This window comes from Streptococcus pseudopneumoniae (genome assembly GCF_001074975.1).
Classification (GTDB): Bacteria; Bacillota; Bacilli; order Lactobacillales; family Streptococcaceae; genus Streptococcus; species Streptococcus pseudopneumoniae_D.
Genome location: NZ_JUUO01000072.1, coordinates 1 through 22,332, shown reverse-complemented (window position 1 = coordinate 22,332; position 22,332 = coordinate 1). Strand labels below are relative to the sequence as shown.

At 41.3% G+C, this 22,332-nt stretch carries 20 protein-coding genes and 1 other annotated feature; of the genes, 18 read left to right on the top strand and 2 right to left on the bottom strand.

Going from position 1 to position 22,332, the window contains the following annotated elements:
• Window positions 1-200: 200 nt before the first annotated feature.
• Both ADI86_RS03675 and ADI86_RS03670 read left to right on the top strand, forming a co-directional pair.
• Window positions 201-488 carry a hypothetical protein gene (locus tag ADI86_RS03675; protein ID WP_000951983.1) on the top strand — a complete coding sequence of 96 codons (288 nt, stop codon included), beginning with the start codon at window positions 201-203 and terminating at the stop codon, window positions 486-488.
• Window positions 478-828, top strand: coding sequence for a type II toxin-antitoxin system RelE/ParE family toxin (locus tag ADI86_RS03670; RefSeq protein WP_049531835.1), 351 nt, complete (start codon window positions 478-480; stop codon window positions 826-828). Before ADI86_RS03675 ends, ADI86_RS03670 begins: the two co-directional genes overlap by 11 nt.
• Before the next feature lie 61 nt (window positions 829-889).
• Here ADI86_RS03670 and ADI86_RS03665 read toward each other — a convergent pair whose 3' ends face one another.
• Entirely contained in the window at window positions 890-1,741 is an 852-nt protein-coding gene (locus ADI86_RS03665) for a MurR/RpiR family transcriptional regulator (protein ID WP_049531834.1), read from the bottom strand.
• A gap of 193 nt (window positions 1,742-1,934) precedes the next feature.
• Here ADI86_RS03665 and pbp2b point away from each other — a divergent pair, with 193 nt between their 5' ends.
• From pbp2b to ADI86_RS03580, 16 genes are all read left to right on the top strand, one after another.
• Window positions 1,935-3,992, top strand: a complete 2,058-nt coding sequence (gene pbp2b / locus ADI86_RS03660) for a penicillin-binding protein 2B (protein ID WP_080983163.1) — start codon at window positions 1,935-1,937, stop codon at window positions 3,990-3,992.
• Window positions 3,993-4,002: 10 nt separating this feature from the next.
• Window positions 4,003-4,599, top strand: a complete 597-nt coding sequence (gene recR / locus ADI86_RS03655; RefSeq protein ID WP_000966754.1) for a recombination mediator RecR — start codon at window positions 4,003-4,005, stop codon at window positions 4,597-4,599.
• A gap of 175 nt (window positions 4,600-4,774) precedes the next feature.
• Window positions 4,775-5,818, top strand: a complete 1,044-nt coding sequence (locus ADI86_RS03650; RefSeq protein WP_049531832.1) for a D-alanine--D-alanine ligase — start codon at window positions 4,775-4,777, stop codon at window positions 5,816-5,818.
• 84 nt (window positions 5,819-5,902) lie between these two features.
• Window positions 5,903-7,276, top strand: coding sequence for a UDP-N-acetylmuramoyl-tripeptide--D-alanyl-D-alanine ligase (locus ADI86_RS03645; protein WP_049531831.1), 1,374 nt, complete (start codon window positions 5,903-5,905; stop codon window positions 7,274-7,276).
• Window positions 7,277-7,370: 94 nt separating this feature from the next.
• Complete coding sequence (locus ADI86_RS03640; RefSeq protein WP_049531830.1) at window positions 7,371-8,075, top strand: YwaF family protein; 705 nt, start codon at window positions 7,371-7,373, stop codon at window positions 8,073-8,075.
• 218 nt (window positions 8,076-8,293) lie between these two features.
• Window positions 8,294-9,667 (top strand): cell division protein FtsA, encoded by a 1,374-nt coding sequence (ftsA, locus tag ADI86_RS03635; RefSeq protein ID WP_049531829.1) that lies wholly within the window; start codon window positions 8,294-8,296, stop codon window positions 9,665-9,667.
• Window positions 9,668-9,683: 16 nt separating this feature from the next.
• Complete coding sequence (gene ftsZ, locus ADI86_RS03630) at window positions 9,684-10,943, top strand: cell division protein FtsZ (protein WP_023943741.1); 1,260 nt, start codon at window positions 9,684-9,686, stop codon at window positions 10,941-10,943.
• 4 nt (window positions 10,944-10,947) lie between these two features.
• Window positions 10,948-11,619 carry a YggS family pyridoxal phosphate-dependent enzyme gene (locus ADI86_RS03625; protein WP_049531828.1) on the top strand — a complete coding sequence of 224 codons (672 nt, stop codon included), beginning with the start codon at window positions 10,948-10,950 and terminating at the stop codon, window positions 11,617-11,619.
• 9 nt (window positions 11,620-11,628) lie between these two features.
• Window positions 11,629-12,168 (top strand): cell division protein SepF, encoded by a 540-nt coding sequence (locus tag ADI86_RS03620; protein WP_049531827.1) that lies wholly within the window; start codon window positions 11,629-11,631, stop codon window positions 12,166-12,168.
• Window positions 12,168-12,431, top strand: coding sequence for a YggT family protein (locus tag ADI86_RS03615; RefSeq protein ID WP_000576512.1), 264 nt, complete (start codon window positions 12,168-12,170; stop codon window positions 12,429-12,431). Before ADI86_RS03620 ends, ADI86_RS03615 begins: the two co-directional genes overlap by 1 nt.
• On the top strand, window positions 12,428-13,213 hold the full coding sequence (locus ADI86_RS03610; protein WP_049531826.1) for an RNA-binding protein: 786 nt from the start codon (window positions 12,428-12,430) through the stop codon (window positions 13,211-13,213). Before ADI86_RS03615 ends, ADI86_RS03610 begins: the two co-directional genes overlap by 4 nt.
• An 8-nt stretch (window positions 13,214-13,221) precedes the next feature.
• Window positions 13,222-14,103: a DivIVA domain-containing protein gene (locus ADI86_RS03605; protein WP_049531825.1), complete on the top strand. Its 882-nt coding sequence runs from the start codon at window positions 13,222-13,224 to the stop codon at window positions 14,101-14,103.
• Window positions 14,098-14,310: a binding site (T-box leader), on the top strand. It overlaps the preceding gene by 6 nt.
• A 45-nt stretch (window positions 14,311-14,355) precedes the next feature.
• Complete coding sequence (ileS, locus tag ADI86_RS03595) at window positions 14,356-17,148, top strand: isoleucine--tRNA ligase (RefSeq protein ID WP_049531824.1); 2,793 nt, start codon at window positions 14,356-14,358, stop codon at window positions 17,146-17,148.
• A 144-nt stretch (window positions 17,149-17,292) separates the two neighbouring features.
• Entirely contained in the window at window positions 17,293-17,985 is a 693-nt protein-coding gene (locus ADI86_RS03590) for a phosphoglycerate mutase (protein WP_000240129.1), read from the top strand.
• A 120-nt stretch (window positions 17,986-18,105) separates the two neighbouring features.
• A complete protein-coding gene (locus ADI86_RS03585; RefSeq protein ID WP_049531823.1) occupies window positions 18,106-18,807 on the top strand; it encodes an ABC transporter ATP-binding protein in 702 nt (233 codons plus the stop codon).
• A 1-nt stretch (window position 18,808) separates the two neighbouring features.
• On the top strand, window positions 18,809-21,517 hold the full coding sequence (locus tag ADI86_RS03580; protein WP_049531822.1) for an FtsX-like permease family protein: 2,709 nt from the start codon (window positions 18,809-18,811) through the stop codon (window positions 21,515-21,517).
• A 95-nt stretch (window positions 21,518-21,612) separates the two neighbouring features.
• On the opposite strand, the gene tpx is transcribed toward ADI86_RS03580, so the two are convergent.
• Window positions 21,613-22,104 carry a thiol peroxidase gene (gene tpx / locus ADI86_RS03575; RefSeq protein WP_049531836.1) on the bottom strand — a complete coding sequence of 164 codons (492 nt, stop codon included), beginning with the start codon at window positions 22,102-22,104 and terminating at the stop codon, window positions 21,613-21,615.
• Window positions 22,105-22,332 lie beyond the last annotated feature (228 nt).

The following is a 22,332-nucleotide window of genomic DNA, read 5'->3' as shown; positions in this document are numbered from 1 at the left end:
AGCAAACTAGGAAGCTAGCCGTAGGCAGTACTTGAGTACGGCAAGGCGAAGCTGACGTGGTTTGAATTTGATTTTCGAAGAGTATCAATACAAAACAATCCTAGTTTGGCCCAACCAAACTAGGATTTTCTAATCAAATTCCCTTGACTTTCTTTATAATCGTGAGATAATAAATAAAATATATAAAGGAGTTATATAAAATGGCTATAGCAAATCCAAATAAAATTGTGACCTTCCAAGCTAATAGAGAATTGGTAAATGATGCCATGGAAGTGTTAAAAGAACAAAATCTCTCTCTTTCATCGGCACTCAGATTATTTTTAAAGAATGTTGCCGTAACAAATGAAGTAGATTTACTGAGTGAAGAGGAATTAGAGAAGGAGTATTTGTTTAGACAATTACAAGCAGAAGTTCAAGAAAGTTATGCCAAGATTGAGGCTGGAAATTACTTGACAGATGAAGATGTCGTGACACGCTATGGATTATAAAAGATATAGGATTTTGTATTCTCCTAGAGTGATTGATAGTCTGGATAAAATATATCAGTATATAGCGGAGGAAATCGGTTCTGTAGAGGCTGCTAGACGAAAAGTAGCCAATATTAGAAAAGATATTAATCGGCTAGAAATTTTCCCCCAAGCTGGATTTGATGCCGATGAAAAATTTGGTAAGAAATTAGATCCTCGCTACCAAACGCGAGGATTGACCTTGAGTAAGGATTACATCGTATTATATACAATTGTTGAGGATACCGTCAGACTTGCTTATTTACTCCCTTCAAAAAGTGATTACATGAAATTATTTAAGACTAGGTCAAGATACGACTGATTCATAATCTTGAAGAGGTATGTTTAGTGATGAATAAAAGTCCTAGCTTGGTTCAACCAAACTAGGATTTTCTGACGCGTTTTTGTCTACGATAGCCGTTGAGTTTCTTATTTTCCCAGTAGCTATTAAAGATTTTTTCCTTGCTTTCGCGATTGATTTCCAAAAAGTAGGCATAAATCAAATCGATAAAGAAGAGCATAGGAAGTTGAGCGGATATTCGTTGGATATAGGAAGGCTGGCTGTGGGTGGCTACAAGAACAGTCTCTGTATAGGTCTGGTTATCTTTACTGGGAACACTTGAAAAGAGTACAGTCTTTGCCCCCATCTCCTTGGCATCTAATAAACTGTCTAAAATAGAGGGAGTTGTGCCAGAAAGTGAGAAACCAAGTACGAGACAATTTTCGTCCATAATACTGGTTGTCCAGGCAAAGCCGTCTTGATCGGTCAAGGCCTCGCAGACCACACCCAGACGCATGAAGCGCAATTTCATTTCACGAGCTACTAGGCCAGAACTCCCTGTTCCGAAGAAGTAGACACGCTCAGCATCTTCGATTAATTGGGCAATTCGTTCTAGTTGGACTTCGTCAATCAAGTCTTGCGTTTGTTCCCTCATGTTGCTATAACTTCTGAGGACTCGTTTGGTCAGTGGACTGTGCTTGGAGACTTGATTGGCTTGATTTTCTGCCTGATGTTGGTATTGGAAAATAAATTCTCGGTAGCCAGTAAAGCCACACTTTTTAGCAAAGCGGGTCAAAGCAGCTTGAGAAATATGTAATTTTTGGGTGACTTGTTGAGAAGATAAATCATCTGTAATCGTTTCAGCTTGCAAAAAATAGCGAGCGATTTCTTGCTCTAGGTCTGTCATTTCTTCAAAATGTGAATCAATGACAGTTGCGATATCTGGTTTGTCCATAGGAAAGGCTCCTTTAAATGAGTCGTATTGGAAAAAGGCTAGATTATTAAACTTTTACATTCATTATAACATATAATATAGGGATGAATAAATAAAAACGTATCTTGCCGTAAAAACGAAAAAAAGCTTCTTACTTTTCCATAATTTTCTGCTCAAATTGTGGTACAATTAAGAGTGAGACTTTAAGTTAGAAATGAGACTGATTTGTATGAGAAAATTTAACAGCCATTCGATTCCGATTCGGCTTAATTTATTGTTTTCAATCGTCATTTTACTCTTTATGACCATTATTGGTCGTTTGTTGTATATGCAGGTTTTGAACAAGGATTTTTACGAAAAAAAGCTAGCCTCAGCTAGTCAGACCAAGGTCACAACCAGTTCTGCCCGTGGGGAAATCTATGATGCTAGTGGAAAACCTTTGGTAGAAAATACGTTAAAACAGGTTGTTTCCTTTACGCGTAGTAATAAAATGACGGCTAAAGATCTGAAAGAAATCGCTAGTCAGTTGCTGGGATATGTGAGCATCAGTTCGCCAAATTTGACAGAACGACAGCTGGCAGATTACTATTTGGCTGATCCTGAAATCTATAAAAAAACAGTGGAGGCTCTCCCAAGTGAGAAACGCTTGAATTCAGATGGCAATCGTCTATCCGAATCAGAACTGTATAACAATGCGGTCGATAGTGTCCAAGCGAGTCAACTAAACTATACAGAGGATGAAAAGAAAGAAATCTATCTTTTTAGTCAGTTAAATGCCGTTGGAAACTTTGCGACAGGAACCATTGTGACAGATGCTCTGACAGATACCCAGATTGCTCTGATTGCCTCTGCTTCGAAACAATTACCCGGCATCAGTATCTCAACTTCTTGGGATCGAAAAGTTTTAGAGACTTCCCTTTCTTCTATAGTAGGTAGTGTATCCAGTGAAAAAGCTGGTCTCCCAGCGGAAGAAGCAGATGCTTATCTTAAAAAAGGTTACTCTCTAAATGACCGTGTTGGGACCTCTTACCTAGAAAAGCAATACGAGGAAACCTTGCAAGGTAAACGCTCGGTGAAGGAAATTCATCTAGACAAGTACGGTAATATGGAAAGTGTCGAAAATATCGAAGATGGTACCAAAGGGAATAATATTAAACTGACCATTGATTTGGCCTTTCAAGATAGCGTGGATGCCTTGCTGAAAAGTTATTTCAATTCAGAGTTGGGAAATGGTGGAGCCAAGTATTCTGAAGGTGTCTATGCAGTCGCCCTTAACCCAAAAACAGGTGCTGTTTTGTCTATGTCAGGGATTAAACAGGACTTGAAAACGGGAGAGTTGACGCCTGATTCCTTGGGAACGGTAACCAATGTCTTTGTTCCAGGTTCGGTTGTCAAGGCGGCGACCATCAGCTCAGGTTGGGAAAATGGAGTCTTGTCAGGAAACCAGACCTTGACAGACCAGTCCATTGTCTTCCAAGGTTCAGCTCCAATTAATTCTTGGTATACTGCCTTTTCTGTGCCAATGCCGATTACAGCGGTTCAGGCTCTAGAGTATTCATCCAATGCTTATATGGTCCAAACAGCCTTAGGTCTTATGGGGCAAACCTATCAACCAAATATGTTTGTCGGAACCAGCAATCTAGAGTCTGCTATGGGGAAATTGCGTTCAACCTTTGGCGAATATGGCTTGGGGTCTGCGACCGGGATTGACCTACCATATGAATCTACTGGATTTATTCCCAAAGAGTATAACTTTGCCAATTTCATCACCAATGCCTTTGGGCAGTTTGATAACTATACGCCGATGCAGTTGGCTCAGTATGTAGCAACTATTGCAAATGATGGTGTTCGTGTGGCTCCTCGTATTGTTGAAGGCATTTATGGAAATAATGATAAGGGAGGACTGGGCGACTTGATTCAGCAACTGCAACCGACAGAGATGAATAAGGTCAATATATCCGACTCCGATATGAGTGTCTTGCACCAAGGTTTTTATCAGGTTGCTCATGGGACTAGTGGATTGACAACTGGACGTGCCTTTTCAAATGGTGCCTTGGTATCCATTAGCGGAAAAACGGGTACAGCCGAAAGCTATGTGGCAGATGGTCAGCAAGCAACCAATACCAATGCGGTAGCCTATGCCCCATCTGATAATCCCCAAATCGCTGTTGCAGTAGTCTTTCCTCATAATACCAATCTAACAAATGGTGTAGGACCTTCCATTGCGCGTGACATTATCAATCTGTATCAAAAATACCATCCGATGAACTAGAAAGGAAATTATGCTTTATCCAACACCCATTGCCAAGCTGATTGACAGTTATTCTAAGTTACCAGGTATCGGGATTAAGACGGCTACGCGTCTGGCCTTTTATACGATTGGGATGTCTGATGATGATGTCAATGAATTTGCAAAAAATCTCCTTTCTGCTAAGAGAGAACTGACCTACTGTTCTATTTGTGGACGTTTGACAGACGACGATCCTTGTTCTATCTGTACCGATCCAACTCGTGACCAGACAACGATTTTGGTGCTAGAGGATAGTCGGGATGTGGCGGCCATGGAAAATATCCAAGAATACCATGGACTCTATCATGTCCTGCATGGCCTTATTTCTCCTATGAATGGTATCAGTCCAGACGATATCAATCTCAAGAGCCTTATGACTCGTCTGATGGATAGTGAAGTTTCAGAGGTCATCGTAGCAACCAATGCCACAGCAGATGGGGAAGCGACTTCCATGTATCTTTCCCGCTTACTCAAGCCAGCTGGGATTAAGGTTACGCGTCTGGCACGAGGCCTTGCTGTGGGAGCAGATATCGAGTATGCGGACGAAGTCACACTCTTACGAGCCATTGAAAATCGGACAGAGTTGTAAGTGTAGGTAAATTTACGAACTTCATCCATTTATAAAAAATCAAGGAGGCTGAAAATCGTTCATATCGGCCTCTTTTTGTATAGTGTGATGAGTAGGATCAGGTTCAAGTTTTAAAAAAACAAGCAAATATGATATACTAAAGAGCGAGTATTCTAGTAGAATTAGGACAAATAATATGAAACAAACGATTATTCTTTTATATGGTGGGCGTAGTGCAGAGCGTGAAGTCTCTGTCCTTTCAGCTGAGAGTGTCATGCGTGCGGTCAACTACGATCGTTTCACAGTTAAGACTTTCTTTATCAGTCAGTCAGGTGACTTTATCAAAACGCAGGAATTTAGTCAGACTCCAGGTCAAGAGGACCGTCTCATGACCAATGAAACTATTGATTGGGATAAGAAAATTGCTCCAAGTGCTATCTATGAAGAAGGGGCAGTTGTCTTTCCAGTTCTTCACGGTCCGATGGGAGAAGATGGTTCTGTTCAAGGCTTCCTCGAAGTTTTGAAAATGCCTTATGTTGGTTGTAACATATTGTCATCTAGTCTTGCCATGGATAAAATCACGACCAAGCGTGTTTTAGAATCTGCTGGCATTGCCCAAGTTCCTTATGTGGCCATCGTTGAAGGTGATGATGTGACTGCTAAAATTGCTGAAGTGGAAGAAAAATTGACTTATCCAGTCTTCACTAAGCCGTCAAACATGGGTTCTAGTGTCGGTATTTCCAAATCTGAAAATCAAGAAGAACTTCGTCAGGCTTTGGAACTTGCCTTCCAATATGACAGCCGTGTCTTGGTAGAGCAAGGGGTAAATGCCCGTGAAATCGAGGTTGGTCTACTAGGAAACTACGATGTCAAAAGCACGCTACCAGGAGAAGTAGTCAAGGATGTTGCCTTTTATGACTACGATGCCAAGTATATTGACAACAAGATTACCATGGATATCCCAGCTAAAATCAGTAATGATGTGATAGCTGTCATGCGTCAAAATGCAGAAACGGCCTTCCGTGCCATTGGGGGTCTCGGTCTATCTCGTTGCGATTTCTTCTATACAGATAAGGGAGAAATCTTCCTAAATGAACTCAATACCATGCCAGGTTTCACCCAGTGGTCTATGTACCCACTACTTTGGGACAATATGGGAATCAGCTACCCAGAACTAATCGAGCGTTTGGTGGATCTTGCCAAGGAAAGTTTTGACAAGCGCGAAGCGCATTTGCTATAAAAATAAAAGAGAGGGTAGGAGCCAGAACCATCACTGCAAGGTGACTAGAGTTCTCGGACTTCAGCCCTTTTTAAAGGAGTAGAAATGAAATTAACAATCCATGAAGTGGCTCAAGTTGTAGGAGCTAAAAATGATGTCAGTATCTTTGAGGACACCCAGTTAGAAAAAGCTGAGTTTGACAGTCGCTTAATTGCGACAGGAGATTTATTTGTGCCCCTCAAGGGTGCGCGTGATGGTCATGGCTTTATCGAAACAGCCTTTGAAAATGGTGCAGCAGTAACCTTGTCTGAGAAAGAGGTCGCAAATCACCCTTACATTCTAGTAGATGATGTTCTGACTGCCTTTCAAAAACTAGCTGCCTACTATCTTGAAAAAACGGCAGTTGATGTTTTTGCAGTTACAGGTTCAAATGGTAAGACAACGACCAAGGATATGTTGGCACACTTGCTATCAACAACCTACAAAACTTACAAAACACAAGGAAACTACAATAACGAGATTGGTCTTCCCTACACGGTTCTTCATATGCCTGAAGGAACAGAAAAGTTGGTCTTGGAGATGGGGCAGGATCACTTGGGAGATATTCATCTCTTGTCAGAATTGGCTCATCCAAAGACAGCCATCGTAACCTTGGTTGGAGAAGCTCATTTGGCCTTTTTCAAAGATCGTTCTGAGATTGCTAAAGGAAAAATGCAAATTGCAGACGGTATGTCTTCGAATTCCTTGCTCTTGGCACCAGCAGATTCGATTGTAGAGGACTACTTGCCAGCTGATAAAAAGGTGGTCCGTTTTGGGCAAGGAGCTGAGTTGGAAATTACCGACTTGGTTGAGCGTAAGGATAGCTTGACCTTTAAGGCCAATTTCTTGGAACAAGCCCTTGATTTGCCAGTGACTGGTAAGTACAATGCCACCAATGCTATGATTGCATCCTATATTGCCCTGCAAGAAGGAGTTTCAGAGGAGCAGATTCGTCAGGCCTTCCAAAATCTTGAATTGACGCGTAACCGTACCGAATGGAAGAAAGCAGCCAATGGAGCAGACATCCTGTCTGACGTATATAATGCCAATCCGACAGCCATGAAGTTGATTTTGGAGACATTCTCTGCCATTCCAGCCAATGAAGGTGGCAAAAAAATCGCTGTCTTGGCGGATATGAAGGAACTTGGTGATCAGTCTGTTCAACTTCATAACCAGATGATTTTGAGTCTTTCTCCAGATGTGCTTGATACCGTTATTTTCTATGGAGAAGATATTGCTGAATTGGCCCAACTTGCCAGTCAAATGTTCCCAATCGGCCACGTTTACTACTTCAAGAAAACAGAAGATCAAGACCAATTTGAAGACCTAGTTAAGCAGGTCAAGGAAAGTCTAGGAGCTAATGATCAAATCTTACTCAAGGGCTCTAACTCCATGAATTTAGCTAAGCTGGTAGAAAGTTTAGAAAATGAATGCAAGTGATTTTGTTAAACATTTACGTATTTCTAAATCCATTTTTCTTACATTGCATGGTATAATAAAATGCAGGAAAATTTTGAATCATGAGGAATACTAGATGAATTTATGGGATATTTTCTTTACGACCCAAGCAACAGAGCCACCCAAGTTTGATCTTTATTGGTATGTCAGTATATTTACACTCTTGGCCTTGACCTTTTATACAGCCTATCGTTATCGTGAAAAGAAGGTTTACCAACGATTTTTCCAAATATTGCAGGCCGTTCAGTTAATCCTTCTTTATGGTTGGTATGGGGTCAATCATATGCCACTGTCAGAAAGTTTACCCTTTTACCATTGCCGTATGGCTATGTTTGTGGTGCTCGTGCTTCCTGGTCAGTCTAAATATAGGCAGTATTTTGCATTACTAGGAACATTTGGGACATTAGCTGCCTTTGTTTATCCAGTGCCAGATCCCTATCCTTTTCCACATATTGCCATTTTGTCCTTTATCTTTGGGCACTTAGCTCTCTTGGGGAACTCACTGGTTTATCTCTTGAGACAGTATAATGCGCGATTGCTGGATGTGAAGGGAATTTTTCTCATGACCTTTGCATTAAATGCCTTGATTTTTGTGGTCAATTTGGTAACAGGTGGCGATTACGGATTCTTGACAAAACCGCCATTGGTTGGAGATCACGGCTTAGTAGCTAATTATTTAATCGTTTCCCTGGTCCTGTCAGCAGCGATTACGTTGACAAAGAAAATTTTGGAACTATTTTTAGAACAAGAAGCAGAAAAAATGATTGCAAAGAAAGCTTAGAAATGAGCTTTCTTTTTTGGCAATAGACAGATTGTTGACAAAGTTTACAGTGAATGAATTTCTGAACAGAAAAACTAAAAAATTGGCTGGTAAATTTAGGAAAAAACTGAGCACGATGAGATTTTTTGTGTTATAATATTCTGTGAATAGCTATGCCTACGTTTAGCTATTGAATATTACGAAGTTAGAAACTTGGAAGATAGAGAGGATGCGATGTAATGGCTAGAGAAGGCTTTTTTACAGGTCTAGATATTGGAACAAGCTCTGTCAAGGTGCTTGTAGCCGAGCAGAGAAATGGTGAATTAAATGTAATTGGCGTGAGTAATGCCAAAAGTAAGGGTGTAAAGGATGGAATTATAGTTGATATTGATGCAGCAGCAACTGCTATCAAATCAGCTATTTCCCAAGCGGAAGAAAAGGCAGGCATTTCGATTAAATCAGTGAATGTCGGCTTACCTGGTAATCTTCTGCAGGTAGAACCAACTCAAGGGATGATTCCAGTAACATCTGATACCAAGGAAATTACGGATCAAGATGTTGAAAATGTTGTCAAATCAGCTTTGACTAAGAGTATGACACCTGATCGTGAGGTTATCACATTCATCCCTGAGGAATTTATTGTGGATGGTTTCCAAGGTATTCGTGACCCACGTGGCATGATGGGGGTTCGCCTTGAAATGCGTGGTTTGCTTTATACAGGCCCTCGTACTATCTTGCACAATTTGCGTAAGACGGTTGAGCGTGCAGGTGTTCAGGTTGAAAATGTTATCATTTCACCACTAGCAATGGTTCAATCAGTTTTGAACGAAGGTGAACGTGAATTTGGTGCGACAGTGATTGATATGGGGGCAGGCCAGACGACTGTTGCTACAATCCGTAACCAAGAACTCCAGTTTACCAATATTCTTCAAGAAGGCGGAGATTATGTAACTAAGGATATCTCTAAAGTCTTGAAAACTTCTCAGAAGTTGGCTGAAGGATTGAAATTAAACTATGGAGAGGCTTACCCTCCTCTTGCAAGTAAAGAAACCTTCCAAGTCGAAGTGATTGGGGAAGTAGAACCTGTTGAAGTAACAGAAAATTACTTGTCAGAGATTATTTCTGCACGAATTAAGCATATTTTTGAACAAATCAAACAAGACTTAGACAGAAGACATTTATTGGATCTTCCTGGTGGCATTGTTTTGATTGGTGGAACGGCTATTTTACCGGGTATTGTGGAGCTTGCTCAAGAAGTTTTTGGTGTTCGTGTGAAACTCTATGTTCCAAACCAAGTTGGTATTCGCAATCCAGCTTTTGCGCATGTGATTAGTCTATCAGAATTCGCGGGACAATTGACAGAAGTACATCTCTTGGCTCAACGAGCAGTCAAGGGTGATGAAGGATTATTCCAACAACCGCTTAGTTTTGGGGGAATGATTCAGAAAACAGCTCAGTTTGTACAATCAACGCCTGTTCAACCAGCCCCTGCTCCAGAAGTAGAGCCGGTGGCGCCTACAGAACCAATGGCGGATTTCCAACAAGCTTCACAAAATAAACCGAAATTAGCAGATCGTTTCCGTGGCTTGATCGGAAGCATGTTTGACGAATAAAGAGGAAAAATAAATTATGACATTTTCATTTGATACAGCTGCTGCTCAAGGTGCAGTGATTAAAGTAATTGGTGTCGGTGGAGGTGGTGGCAATGCCATCAACCGTATGGTCGACGAAGGTGTTACAGGCGTAGAATTTATCGCAGCAAACACAGATGTACAAGCATTGAGTAGTACAAAAGCTGAGACTGTTATTCAGTTGGGACCTAAATTGACTCGTGGTTTGGGTGCAGGAGGTCAACCTGAGGTTGGTCGTAAAGCTGCTGAAGAAAGCGAAGAAACACTGACTGAAGCTATCAGTGGCGCAGATATGGTCTTCATCACTGCTGGTATGGGAGGAGGCTCTGGAACTGGAGCTGCTCCTGTTATTGCTCGTATCGCTAAAGATTTAGGTGCTCTTACAGTTGGTGTTGTAACACGTCCGTTTGGTTTTGAAGGAAGCAAACGTGGACAATTTGCTGTAGAAGGAATTAATCAACTGCGTGAGCATGTAGATACTCTATTGATTATTTCAAACAACAACTTGCTTGAAATTGTTGATAAGAAAACTCCACTTCTTGAAGCTCTTAGCGAGGCAGATAACGTTCTTCGTCAAGGTGTTCAAGGAATTACCGATTTGATTACCAATCCAGGATTGATTAACCTTGACTTTGCCGATGTGAAAACAGTTATGGCAAATAAAGGGAATGCTCTTATGGGTATTGGTATCGGTAGTGGAGAAGAACGTGTGGTAGAAGCAGCACGTAAGGCAATCTATTCACCACTTCTTGAAACAACAATTGATGGAGCAGAAGATGTGATTGTTAACGTAACTGGTGGTCTCGACTTAACTTTGATTGAGGCAGAAGAGGCTTCACAAATTGTGAACCAGGCAGCGGGACAAGGAGTAAACATCTGGCTCGGTACTTCAATTGATGAAAGTATGCGTGATGAAATTCGTGTAACAGTTGTCGCAACGGGTGTTCGTCAAGACCGTGTAGAAAAGGTTGTGGCTCCACAAGCTAGACCTACTACCAACTACCGTGAGACAGTGAAACCATCTCATTCACATGGCTTTGATCGTCATTTTGATATGGCAGAAACGGCTGAATTACCAAAACAAAATCAACGTCGCTCGGAACAAGCTCAAGGCTCTGCTTTTGGTGATTGGGATTTACGTCGCGAGACAATTGTTCGTCCGACTGATTCAGTAGTGTCACCGGTAGAACGTTTTGAAATTCCAAATTCGCAAGATGAAGATGAGTTGGATACACCTCCATTTTTCAAAAATCGTTAAGTAAATGAATGTAAAAGAAAATACAGAACGTGTTTTTCGGGAAGTCGCAGAAGCAAGTCTGAGTGCTCATCGCGAGAGTGGCTCGGTCTCTGTCATTGCAGTTACCAAGTATGTAGATGTACCGACAGCGGAAGCCTTGCTTCCGCTAGGGGTTCATCATATCGGTGAAAATCGTGTAGATAAGTTTCTAGAGAAATATCAAGCTTTAAAAGATCGAGATGTGACTTGGCATTTGATTGGTACCTTGCAAAGACGTAAGGTTAAAGATGTCATTCAATACGTTGATTATTTCCATGCATTGGATTCAGTAAAGCTAGCAGAGGAAATCCAAAAAAGAAGTGACCGAGTCATCAAGTGTTTCCTTCAAGTAAATATTTCTAAAGAAGAAAGTAAACACGGCTTTTCGAGAGAAGAATTATTGGAAGTCTTGCCGGAGTTAGCCAAACTAGATAAGATTGAATATGTTGGTTTAATGACGATGGCACCTTTTGAGGCTAGCAGTGAGCAGTTGAAAGAAATTTTCAAGGCGACCCAAGATTTACAAAAAGGAATCCAAGAAAAACAAATTCCAAATATGCCTATGACCGACTTAAGCATGGGAATGAGTCGTGATTATAAAGAAGCGATTCAATTCGGTTCCACCTTTGTTCGCATAGGTACAGCATTTTTTAAGTAGGAGAGAACCATGTCTTTAAAAGATAGATTCGATAGATTTATAGATTATTTTACGGAGGATGAGGATTTAAGTCTCCCTAATGAAAAACGAGATGAGCCCATTTTAACTCCAGTAAATTCTACACAGGAAAAGGCTCTCTCAACGAATCAAACACCAAGCACAAGTGGTACAAAAGAAAATAATATTACTAGACTGCATGCACGTCAACAAGAGTTAGCAAAGCAAAATCAGCATTCTACTGAAAAAGTAACAATTGATGTTCGTTATCCTAGAAAATATGAAGATGCGATAGAAATTGTTGATTTATTAGCAGGAAACGAAAGTATTTTGATTGATTTTCAATATATGACTGAAGTGCAAGCTCGTCGTTGTTTAGATTATCTGGATGGAGCTTGCCATGTTCTAGCTGGAAATTTGAAAAAGGTAGCTTCTACCATGTACCTGTTGACACCAGTGAATGTTATTGTAAATGTTGAAGATATTCGTTTACCAGATGAAGATCAACAGGGTGAGTTTGATTTTGATATGAGACGAAATAGAGTACGATAATGATTTTTTTAATTCGTATGATTTATAATGCAGTGGATATTTACTCCCTGATTTTGGTGGCCTTTGCTGTCATGTCTTGGTTTCCAGGCGCCTACGAATCAAGTTTGGGTCGTTGGATTGTAGCATTGGTAAAACCAGTGCTTGCTCCTTTGCAACGCCTGCCTTTACAGATAGCAGGTCTTGATTTATCTGTTTGGGTTGCGATTGTTTTGATTCGATTTTTAGGAGAAAACCTAGTCCGTTTTCTGGCGATGATAGGATGAATAAAGGGATTTACCAGCATTTCTCCATAGAAGATCGTCCCTTTCTTGATAAGAGAATGGAATGGATAAAAAAGGTAGAAGATAGCTATGCTCCTTTTTTAACTCCTTTTATCAATCCTCATCAGGAGAAGCTATTAAAGATTTTGGCCAAAACCTATGGTCTTGCTTGTAGCAGTAGTGGGGAATTCGTCTCGAGTGAGTATGTTCGAGTTTTATTATACCCAGATTATTTCCAGCCAGAGTTTTCAGATTTTGAAATATCTCTCCAGGAAATAGTGTATTCCAATAAATTTGAACACTTAACGCATGCTAAGATTTTAGGGACAGTCATCAATCAATTAGGGATTGAACGGAAACTTTTTGGAGATATCCTAGTAGATGAAGAACGGGCGCAGATTATGATTAATCAGCAGTTTCTTCTTCTCTTTCAAGATGGATTAAAGAAAATTGGCCGTATACCTGTTTCGCTGGAGGAACGTCCTTTCACCGAGAAAATAGATAAGCTAGAACAGTATAGAGAGCTGAATTTATGCGTGTCTAGTTTTAGATTAGATGTTCTTTTATCAAATGTTTTAAAACTATCTAGAAATCAAGCAAACCAGTTGATTGACAAGAAACTTGTCCAAGTAAATTATCATATGGTAGACAAATCAGATTATACTGTTCAAGTTGGAGACTTGATTAGTGTGAGAAAATTTGGGCGTTTGAGGTTACTTCAAGATAAGGGACAAACTAAAAAAGAGAAGAAAAAAATAACAGTCCAGTTGTTATTAAGTAAGTGAGGAAAAATATGCCAATTACATCGTTAGAAATCAAAGATAAAACCTTTAGCACACGCTTTAGAGGTTTTGATCCAGAAGAAGTAGATGAATTTTTAGATATTGTAGTTCGTGATTATGAAGATTTGGTTCGTTCTAATCATGATAAGGATTTACATATTAAAAATTTGGAAGAGCGTTTGTCTTACTTTGATGAGATGAAAGATTCGTTGAGCCAGTCTGTATTGATTGCCCAAGATACAGCTGAGAGAGTGAAACAAACAGCACACGATCGTTCAAATAATATTATTCATCAAGCTGAACAGGATGCACATCGATTATTGGAAGAAGCAAAATACAAGGCAAATGAAATTCTTCGTCAGGCTGCTGACAATGCTAAGAAAGTTGCTGTTGAAACCGAAGAATTGAAGAACAAGAGCCGTGTCTTCCACCAACGTCTCAAATCTACAATTGAGAGCCAGTTAGCTATTGTTGAATCGTCAGATTGGGAAGATATTCTCCGTCCAACAGCTACTTATCTTCAAACCAGTGATGAAGCTTTTAAAGAAGTGGTTAGCGAAGTACTTGGAGAACCGATTCCAGCTCCAATTGAGGAAGAACCAATTGATATGACACGTCAGTTCTCTCAAGCAGAAATGGCAGAGTTACAGGCTCGTATTGAGGCAGCCAATAAAGAATTGGCTGAATTTGAAGCTCAGGCTAAACAGGAAGTGGAAAATCCAACTCCTGTAGTGAGTCCTCAAATTGAAGAAGATCCTGCTCATCCAGTTGGTCCAATGTATGAAGAGCCAGAAGTAGCTCCAAGCCATTATTCAGGCCCAACACCAGCTACTGAAGCTGTAAACTCAGAACCAGGTTTTACGGCTCCGCAAGAATCTGTTACAATTTTATAAGAAATGATCTGAGAACAATATCTTATCTTTATATTTCCAGCGAGCAGGAGATGGTGTGAGTCCTGTAATCCCTATTGATAAGATTATCCTCTCAAAAACTCAAATCTGAAGTTAGTAAGATTTGACGTTCCCCACGTTACGGGATAAGAGGGAGAAAGACTAAATCTTTTTCCAAATAAAGGTGGTACCACGATTTTCGTCCTTTTTGGCAGTCGTGGTTTTTAATTTGTTATTATTTATAAAGGAGATACCATGAAACTCAAAGATACCCTTAATCTTGGGAAAACAGCTTTCCCAATGCGTGCAGGCCTTCCGACCAAAGAGCCAGTTTGGCAAAAGGAATGGGAAGATGCAAAACTTTATCAACGTCGTCAAGAATTGAACCAAGGAAAACCTCATTTCACCTTGCATGATGGCCCTCCATACGCTAACGGAAATATCCACGTTGGACATGCTATGAACAAGATTTCAAAAGATATCATTGTTCGCTCAAAATCTATGTCAGGTTTTTACGCACCATTTATCCCGGGTTGGGACACTCATGGTCTGCCAATCGAGCAAGTTTTGGCAAAACAAGGTGTCAAACGTAAAGAAATGGACTTGGTTGAGTACTTGAAACTTTGCCGTGAATACGCTCTTTCTCAAGTAGATAAACAACGTGAAGACTTTAAACGTTTGGGTGTTTCTGGTGACTGGGAAAATCCATATGTGACTTTGACTCCTGACTATGAGGCAGCTCAAATCCGTGTATTTGGTGAGATGGCTAATAAAGGTTATATCTACCGTGGTGCAAAACCAGTTTACTGGTCTTGGTCATCTGAGTCAGCCCTTGCTGAAGCAGAGATTGAATACCATGATTTGGTTTCAACTTCCCTTTACTATGCCAATAAGGTAAAAAATGGCAAAGATGTTCTAGATACAGATACTTACATCGTAGTCTGGACAACAACTCCATTTACCATCACAGCTTCTCGTGGTTTGACTGTTGGTGCAGATATTGATTACGTTTTGGTTCAACCTGCTGGTGAAGCTCGTAAGTTTGTGGTTGCTGCAGAATTATTGACTAGCTTGTCTGAGAAGTTTGGTTGGGCTGATGCTCAAGTGTTGGCAACTTACCGTGGTCAAGAATTGAACCACATCGTAACAGAACACCCATGGGATACAGCTGTAGATGAATTGGTTATCCTTGGAGACCACGTTACAACTGACTCTGGTACAGGTATCGTCCATACAGCCCCTGGTTTTGGTGAGGACGACTACAATGTTGGTATTGCTAATGGTCTTGAAGTCGCAGTGACTGTTGACGAACGTGGTATCATGATGGCGAATGCTGGTCCTGAGTTTGAAGGTCAATTCTATGATAAGGTTGTCCCAACTGTCATCGAAAAACTTGGTAGCCTCCTCCTTGCTCAAGAAGAAATCTCTCACTCATACCCATTTGACTGGCGTACTAAGAAACCAATCATCTGGCGTGCAGTTCCACAATGGTTTGCCTCAGTTTCTAAATTCCGCCAAGAAATCTTGGACGAAATTGAAAAAGTGAAATTCCACTCAGAATGGGGTAAAGTCCGTCTTTACAATATGATTCGCGACCGTGGCGATTGGGTCATTTCTCGTCAACGTGCTTGGGGTGTTCCACTTCCTATCTTCTACGCTGAAGACGGTACAGCTATCATGACTGCTGAAACGATTGAACATGTGGCTCAACTCTTTGAGGAACATGGTTCCAGTATTTGGTGGGAACGTGATGCCAAGGACCTCTTACCAGAAGGATTTACTCATCCAGGTTCACCAAATGGTGAGTTCAAAAAAGAAACAGATATCATGGACGTTTGGTTTGACTCAGGTTCATCATGGAATGGAGTCGTAGTAAACCGTCCTGAGTTGACTTACCCAGCAGACCTTTACCTAGAAGGTTCTGACCAATACCGTGGTTGGTTCAACTCTTCACTCATCACATCTGTTGCCAACCATGGCGTAGCACCTTACAAACAAATCTTGTCACAAGGTTTTGCCCTTGACGGTAAAGGTGAGAAGATGTCTAAATCTCTTGGAAATACCATTGCTCCAAGTGATGTTGAAAAACAATTTGGTGCTGAAATCTTGCGTCTTTGGGTAACAAGTGTAGACTCAAGCAACGACGTGCGTATCTCTATGGATATCTTGAGCCAAGTCTCTGAAACTTACCGTAAGATTCGTAACACCCTTCGTTTCTTGATTGCCAACACATCTGACTTTAACCCAGCTCAAGATGTAGTCGCTTACGATGAGCTTCGTTCAGTTGATAAGTACATGACCATCCGCTTTAACCAGCTTGTTAAGACCATTCGTGATGCCTATGCCAACTTTGAATTCTTGACAATCTATAAAGCACTAGTGAACTTTATCAACGTTGATTTGTCAGCCTTCTACCTTGATTTTGCTAAAGATGTTGTTTACATCGAAGGTGCTAAATCATTGGAACGCCGTCAAATGCAGACTGTCTTCTATGACATTCTTGTCAAAATCACCAAACTCTTGACACCAATCCTTCCTCACACTGCGGAAGAAATCTGGTCATATCTAGAGTTTGAAGCCGAAGACTTCGTTCAATTGTCAGAATTGCCAGAAGCAGAAACTTTTGCTAACCAAGAAGAAATCTTGGATACATGGGCAGCCTTCATGGACTTCCGTGGACAAGCTCAAAAAGCTTTGGAAGAAGCTCGTAATGCAAAAGTTATCGGTAAATCACTTGAAGCTCACTTGACAGTTTACCCAAATGAAGTGGTGCAAACTCTACTCGAAGCAGTAAACAGTAATGTAGCTCAACTCTTGATTGTGTCAGACTTGACCATCGCAGAAGGACCAGCTCCAGAAGCTGCTGTTAGCTTCGAAGATGTTGCCTTCACAGTTGAACGCGCTGTAGGTGAAGTATGTGACCGTTGCCGTCGTATCGATCCAACAACAGCAGAACGTAGCTACCACGCAGTTATCTGTGACCACTGTGCAAGCATCGTAGAAGAAAACTTTGCAGACGCAGTGGCTGAAGGATTTGAAGCGAAATAAGGTTGTTGTATGATACTAAGAAGGAAAAGGATTGCAAACAGTCCTTTCCTTTTTGGTTTTGACTAGCTTTTTTGTGAAAAATTGTGTAAAATAGAATAGATAAACGAGGGGAAACCTCGGAAAATTTAAAGGAGAATCCATCTAATGGTAAAATTGGTTTTTGCTCGCCACGGTGAGTCTGAATGGAACAAAGCTAACCTTTTCACTGGTTGGGCTGATGTTGATTTGTCTGAAAAAGGTACACAACAAGCGATTGACGCTGGTAAATTGATCAAAGAAGCTGGTATCGAATTTGACCAAGCTTACACTTCAGTATTGAAACGTGCAATCAAAACAACTAACTTGGCTCTTGAAGCTTCTGACCAATTGTGGGTTCCAGTTGAAAAATCATGGCGCTTGAACGAACGTCACTACGGTGGTTTGACTGGTAAAAACAAAGCTGAGGCTGCTGAACAATTTGGTGATGAACAAGTTCACATCTGGCGTCGTTCATACGATGTATTGCCTCCAAACATGGATCGTGATGATGAGCACTCAGCTCACACTGACCGTCGTTACGCTTCACTTGATGACTCAGTAATCCCAGATGCTGAAAACTTGAAAGTGACTTTGGAACGTGCCCTTCCATTCTGGGAAGATAAAATCGCTCCAGCTCTTAAAGATGGTAAAAACGTATTCGTAGGAGCTCACGGTAACTCGATCCGTGCCCTTGTAAAACACATCAAAGGTTTGTCAGATGACGAAATCATGGACGTGGAAATCCCTAACTTCCCACCATTGGTATTCGAATTTGACGAAAAATTGAACGTAGTTTCTGAATACTACCTTGGAAAATAATTTATAGACAGAAATCCTAGGAAATCCTAGGATTTTTTGTATTTGCTTCTGGTTTCCAACTAGTTGAAAAAGCGTTATAATAGTAATAGGAAGTAATTTGTTTGAGAGAGGGTGGGTCTGATGGCTTATATTGAGATGAAACATTGTTACAAGCGTTATCAGATTGGAGACATGGAAATTGTGGCCAATCGTGATGTGAATTTTGAGATTGAAAAGGGGGAGCTAGTGATTATCCTTGGTGCGTCTGGTGCAGGCAAGTCAACAGTTCTTAACCTTCTTGGGGGAATGGATACCAATGATGAAGGGGAGATTTGGATTGATGGTGCCAATATTGCCGACTATAGTTCCCACCAGCGCACCAATTACCGTAGAAATGATGTTGGTTTTGTTTTTCAGTTTTACAATCTAGTTTCCAATTTGACCGCAAAGGAAAATGTGGAACTGGCCTCAGAAATCGTGACAGATGCCTTGGATCCTGAGCAGGTCTTGACAGATGTAGGTCTGGCTCATCGTCTCAATAACTTTCCAGCCCAGCTTTCTGGAGGGGAGCAACAGCGAGTCTCCATTGCACGCGCAGTAGCTAAAAATCCTAAAATCCTCCTTTGTGATGAACCAACTGGAGCCTTGGATTATCAGACGGGTAAGCAAGTCTTGAAGATTCTCCAAGACATGTCTCGTCAAAAGGGGGCGACGGTAATCATCGTGACTCACAATGGAGCTTTGGCGCCCATTGCTGATCGGGTGATTCACATGCGAGATGCCACGGTTAAGAGCGTAACAATCAATGAGCATCCGCAGGGTATCGATACATTGGAGTACTAGCATGATGAAGCGAAAAACCTATTGGAAGGACTTGATTCAGTCCTTCACAGGCTCTAAGGGGCGTTTTTTATCCATCTTGACCTTGATGATGTTGGGTTCTTTAGCCCTAGTAGGCCTCAAAGTAACCAGTCCCAATATGGAGGCGACAGCCAATGCTTATTTAACAACTGCTCAAACCTTGGATTTGGCAGTTATGTCTAACTATGGCTTGGATCAAGCAGATAAAGAAGAACTAGAACAGACACAGGGCGCAGAGGTTGAGTTTGGCTATTTGACAGATGTGACTATGGATAATGGACAGGATGCCATTCGGCTGTACTCCAAATCAGAGCGAATTTCAACCTTTCAAGTGACAGAAGGGCGACTTCCGCAGTCAGACCAAGAAATTGCTTTAGCTAGTCATTTGCAAGGCCAATATCGTGTGGGACAGGAGATTAGTTTTAAAGAAAAAGAAGAGGGTCATTCCTCTTTAAAAGACCATACTTATACCATTACTGGTTTTGTGGATTCAGCTGAAATCCTCTCCCAGCGAGATATGGGCTACGCAGCAAGTGGAAGTGGGACTCTGACATCCTATGGGGTGATTTTACCTAGTCAGTTTGATCAAAAAGTCTACAATATAGCTCGTTTGAAATATCAAGATTTAGCAGGCTTAAATGCTTTTTCAGTAGCTTATGAAGAAAAATCCAAGCAACATCAGGAAGATCTTGAACAAGCTCTATCAGATAATGGCAAGGTACGTCTGCAACTCTTGAAAAAAGAAGGGCAAGAGTCTCTCGATAAGGGGCAAGAAACCCTTGATAAGGCTGAGACTAATCTGCAGGAAGGCAAGCGTCGTTTAGCAACTGCTCAAGCTCGTTTACAGGCTCAGGAAAGTCAACTAGCCTTGCTTCCTCAAGCTCAGAGAGAGCAAGCCAGTGCTCAACTTACCCAAGCTAAGCAGGAATTGAACAAGGAAGAGGACAAACTAAAGCAGGCTGAACAAAATCTAGCCCAAGAAAAGGAAAAACTAGAAAAACATCAGCAAGTCTTGGATGATTTAGCTGAGCCCAAGTATCAGGTATATAATCGTCAGACCATGCCTGGCGGTCAAGGCTACCTCATGTACAGTAATGCTTCAGCCAGTATTCGGGCAGTGGGCAATATCTTTCCTGTAGTGCTTTATGCCGTAGCAGCCATGGTGACCTTTACAACCATGACTCGTTTTGTGGATGAAGAGCGAACACATGCAGGGATTTTTAAGGCCTTGGGTTATCGTAGTAAGGATATTATTGCCAAGTTTCTCCTCTACGGTCTAGTAGCTGGGACTGTCGGAACAGCTCTAGGTAGCATACTTGGACATTATTTACTAGCTAGTGTGATTTCAAGTGTCATTACAAAAGGAATGGTAGTGGGAGAAACCCAGATTCAGTTCTATTGGACCTATAGCTTACTGGCTCTTGTTTTAAGTTGGCTGGCGAGTGTGTTACCAGCCTATCTGGTGGCTCGTAGGGAACTTCATGATGAAGCAGCCCAGCTTTTACTACCTAAACCTCCTGTTAAAGGAGCTAAAATCTTACTGGAGCGCATCGGTTTTATCTGGCGTCGTCTCAGTTTTGCTCATAAGGTAACAGCCCGCAATATCTTCCGTTATAAGCAGCGGATGTTGATGACGATCTTTGGTGTGGCAGGTTCTGTAGCTCTTCTCTTTGCAGGTTTGGGAATCCAATCCTCTGTAGCAGGAGTTCCGTCTAGACAGTTTCAACAAATTCAACAGTATCAGATGATTGTCTCTGAAAATCCTAGTGCAACCGATCAGGACAAGGCAGAGCTAGAAGAAGTATTGAAAGGGAAAGATATCCAAGCCTACCAGAAAATCTATTCTAAAACGCTAGACAAAGATTTCAAAGGTAAGGCTGGTCTTCAAACTATTACTCTTATGATGACAGAGAAAGAAGATTTGACTCCTTTTATCCATCTTCAACATCATCAGCAGGAGCTGACATTAAAAGATGGTGTCGTTATTTCAGCTAAACTCGCCCAGTTGGCAGGTGTCAAGGTTGGGCAGACTCTAGAAATTGAAGGCAAGGAGCTAAAGGTCGCTGCCATTACTGAGAATTACGTTGGTCACTTTATTTATATGAGTCAGGCTAGCTATGAGCAAATTTACGGACAAGTGCCCCAAGCCAACACTTATCTGGTCTCGCTAAGGGATACCAGTGCTACTGATATCGAAAGACAGGCAGGCTTGCTTATGAATCAAGCTGCGGTGTCTAGCGTTATCCAGAATGCTTCAGCTATTCGACTCTTTGACGCCGTCGCCAGCTCACTCAATCAGACCATGACCATCTTGGTCATCGTATCGGTTCTGTTGGCTATTGTTATCCTCTACAATCTAACCAATATCAACGTAGCTGAGAGAATCCGTGAACTCTCCACTATCAAGGTTCTCGGTTTTCATAATAATGAAGTCACACTCTACATTTACCGTGAGACGATTGTGCTGTCCCTTGTGGGAATCGTACTTGGTCTGCTCTCAGGTTTCTATTTACACCAATTTTTGATTCAAATGATTTCGCCTGCGACCATTCTCTTTTATCCGCAGGTAGGCTGGGAAGTCTATGTAATTCCAGTGGCAGCAGTAAGTATCATTTTGACCTTGCTTGGTTTCTTTGTCAATTATCATCTGAGAAAGGTTGATATGCTTGAAGCCTTGAAATCTGTAGAGTAAGGTAGTCGTTTTTATCAGATTGGACTTGTATTTACTGGTAATCAAAAATCCTCCGTTTAAAAGAGCAGGGAACTCTTTGTGACAGAGGATTTTTTCTATAGGGCTTTAGCAGCTGCAATTGCGGCTTCAAAGTTTGGTTCAGAGTTGATATTGTCCACGTATTCAACGTAGCGAATAGTATTGTCAGTATCAAGGATAAAGACTGCGCGTGCCAATAGGTGCCATTCATTGATTAAGAGGGCATAATCACGTCCAAAGGAATGGTCGAAATAGTCTGAGAGCATGATGGCATTTTCAATTCCCTCAGCACCGCACCAACGTTTTTGGGCAAAAGGTAGGTCCATGGAAACAGTCAAGACGACTGTATTATCCAGTCCAGCCAGTTCTTCATTAAAACGACGCGTTTGAGTTGAGCAGATGCCTGTATCGATAGAAGGCACGACACTCAAGACTTTTTTCTTGCCATTAAAATCAGCTAGAGATTTTTTAGAAAGATCTGTTGTAGTGAGTGAAAAATCAAGTGCCTTGTCGCCGACTTGTAGTTGTTTACCTGTAAAGCTCACAGGATTTCCGAGAAAAGTTACCATAAGATACTCCAATCTTTTTTCTTCCATTGTAGCTGAAACAGTCGGAATTTTCCAATGATTTGACTGGAAATGTTTGCATAGAAAAAACGCCAGCTCATGTGAGAATGACGTTTTTCAGAGGTTTATACTCAATGAAAATTAAAGAGCAAACTAGGAAGCTAGCCACAGGCTGTACTTGAGTACGGCAAGGCGACGCTGACGTGGTTTGAATTTGATTTTCGAAGAGTA

Bases quoted from the DNA above. Each gene is read 5' to 3' on its own strand.
- ADI86_RS03675 (WP_000951983.1), top strand. From the start codon at position 201: ATGGCTATAGCAAATCCAAATAAAATTGTGACCTTCCAAGCTAATAGA.
- ADI86_RS03670 (WP_049531835.1), top strand. From the start codon at position 478: ATGGATTATAAAAGATATAGGATTTTGTATTCTCCTAGAGTGATTGAT.
- ADI86_RS03665 (WP_049531834.1), bottom strand. From the start codon at position 1,741: ATGGACAAACCAGATATCGCAACTGTCATTGATTCACATTTTGAAGAA.
- pbp2b (WP_080983163.1), top strand. From the start codon at position 1,935: ATGAGACTGATTTGTATGAGAAAATTTAACAGCCATTCGATTCCGATT.
- recR (WP_000966754.1), top strand. From the start codon at position 4,003: ATGCTTTATCCAACACCCATTGCCAAGCTGATTGACAGTTATTCTAAG.
- ADI86_RS03650 (WP_049531832.1), top strand. From the start codon at position 4,775: ATGAAACAAACGATTATTCTTTTATATGGTGGGCGTAGTGCAGAGCGT.
- ADI86_RS03645 (WP_049531831.1), top strand. From the start codon at position 5,903: ATGAAATTAACAATCCATGAAGTGGCTCAAGTTGTAGGAGCTAAAAAT.
- ADI86_RS03640 (WP_049531830.1), top strand. From the start codon at position 7,371: ATGAATTTATGGGATATTTTCTTTACGACCCAAGCAACAGAGCCACCC.
- ftsA (WP_049531829.1), top strand. From the start codon at position 8,294: ATGGCTAGAGAAGGCTTTTTTACAGGTCTAGATATTGGAACAAGCTCT.
- ftsZ (WP_023943741.1), top strand. From the start codon at position 9,684: ATGACATTTTCATTTGATACAGCTGCTGCTCAAGGTGCAGTGATTAAA.
- ADI86_RS03625 (WP_049531828.1), top strand. From the start codon at position 10,948: ATGAATGTAAAAGAAAATACAGAACGTGTTTTTCGGGAAGTCGCAGAA.
- ADI86_RS03620 (WP_049531827.1), top strand. From the start codon at position 11,629: ATGTCTTTAAAAGATAGATTCGATAGATTTATAGATTATTTTACGGAG.
- ADI86_RS03615 (WP_000576512.1), top strand. From the start codon at position 12,168: ATGATTTTTTTAATTCGTATGATTTATAATGCAGTGGATATTTACTCC.
- ADI86_RS03610 (WP_049531826.1), top strand. From the start codon at position 12,428: ATGAATAAAGGGATTTACCAGCATTTCTCCATAGAAGATCGTCCCTTT.
- ADI86_RS03605 (WP_049531825.1), top strand. From the start codon at position 13,222: ATGCCAATTACATCGTTAGAAATCAAAGATAAAACCTTTAGCACACGC.
- ileS (WP_049531824.1), top strand. From the start codon at position 14,356: ATGAAACTCAAAGATACCCTTAATCTTGGGAAAACAGCTTTCCCAATG.
- ADI86_RS03590 (WP_000240129.1), top strand. From the start codon at position 17,293: ATGGTAAAATTGGTTTTTGCTCGCCACGGTGAGTCTGAATGGAACAAA.
- ADI86_RS03585 (WP_049531823.1), top strand. From the start codon at position 18,106: ATGGCTTATATTGAGATGAAACATTGTTACAAGCGTTATCAGATTGGA.
- ADI86_RS03580 (WP_049531822.1), top strand. From the start codon at position 18,809: ATGATGAAGCGAAAAACCTATTGGAAGGACTTGATTCAGTCCTTCACA.
- tpx (WP_049531836.1), bottom strand. From the start codon at position 22,104: ATGGTAACTTTTCTCGGAAATCCTGTGAGCTTTACAGGTAAACAACTA.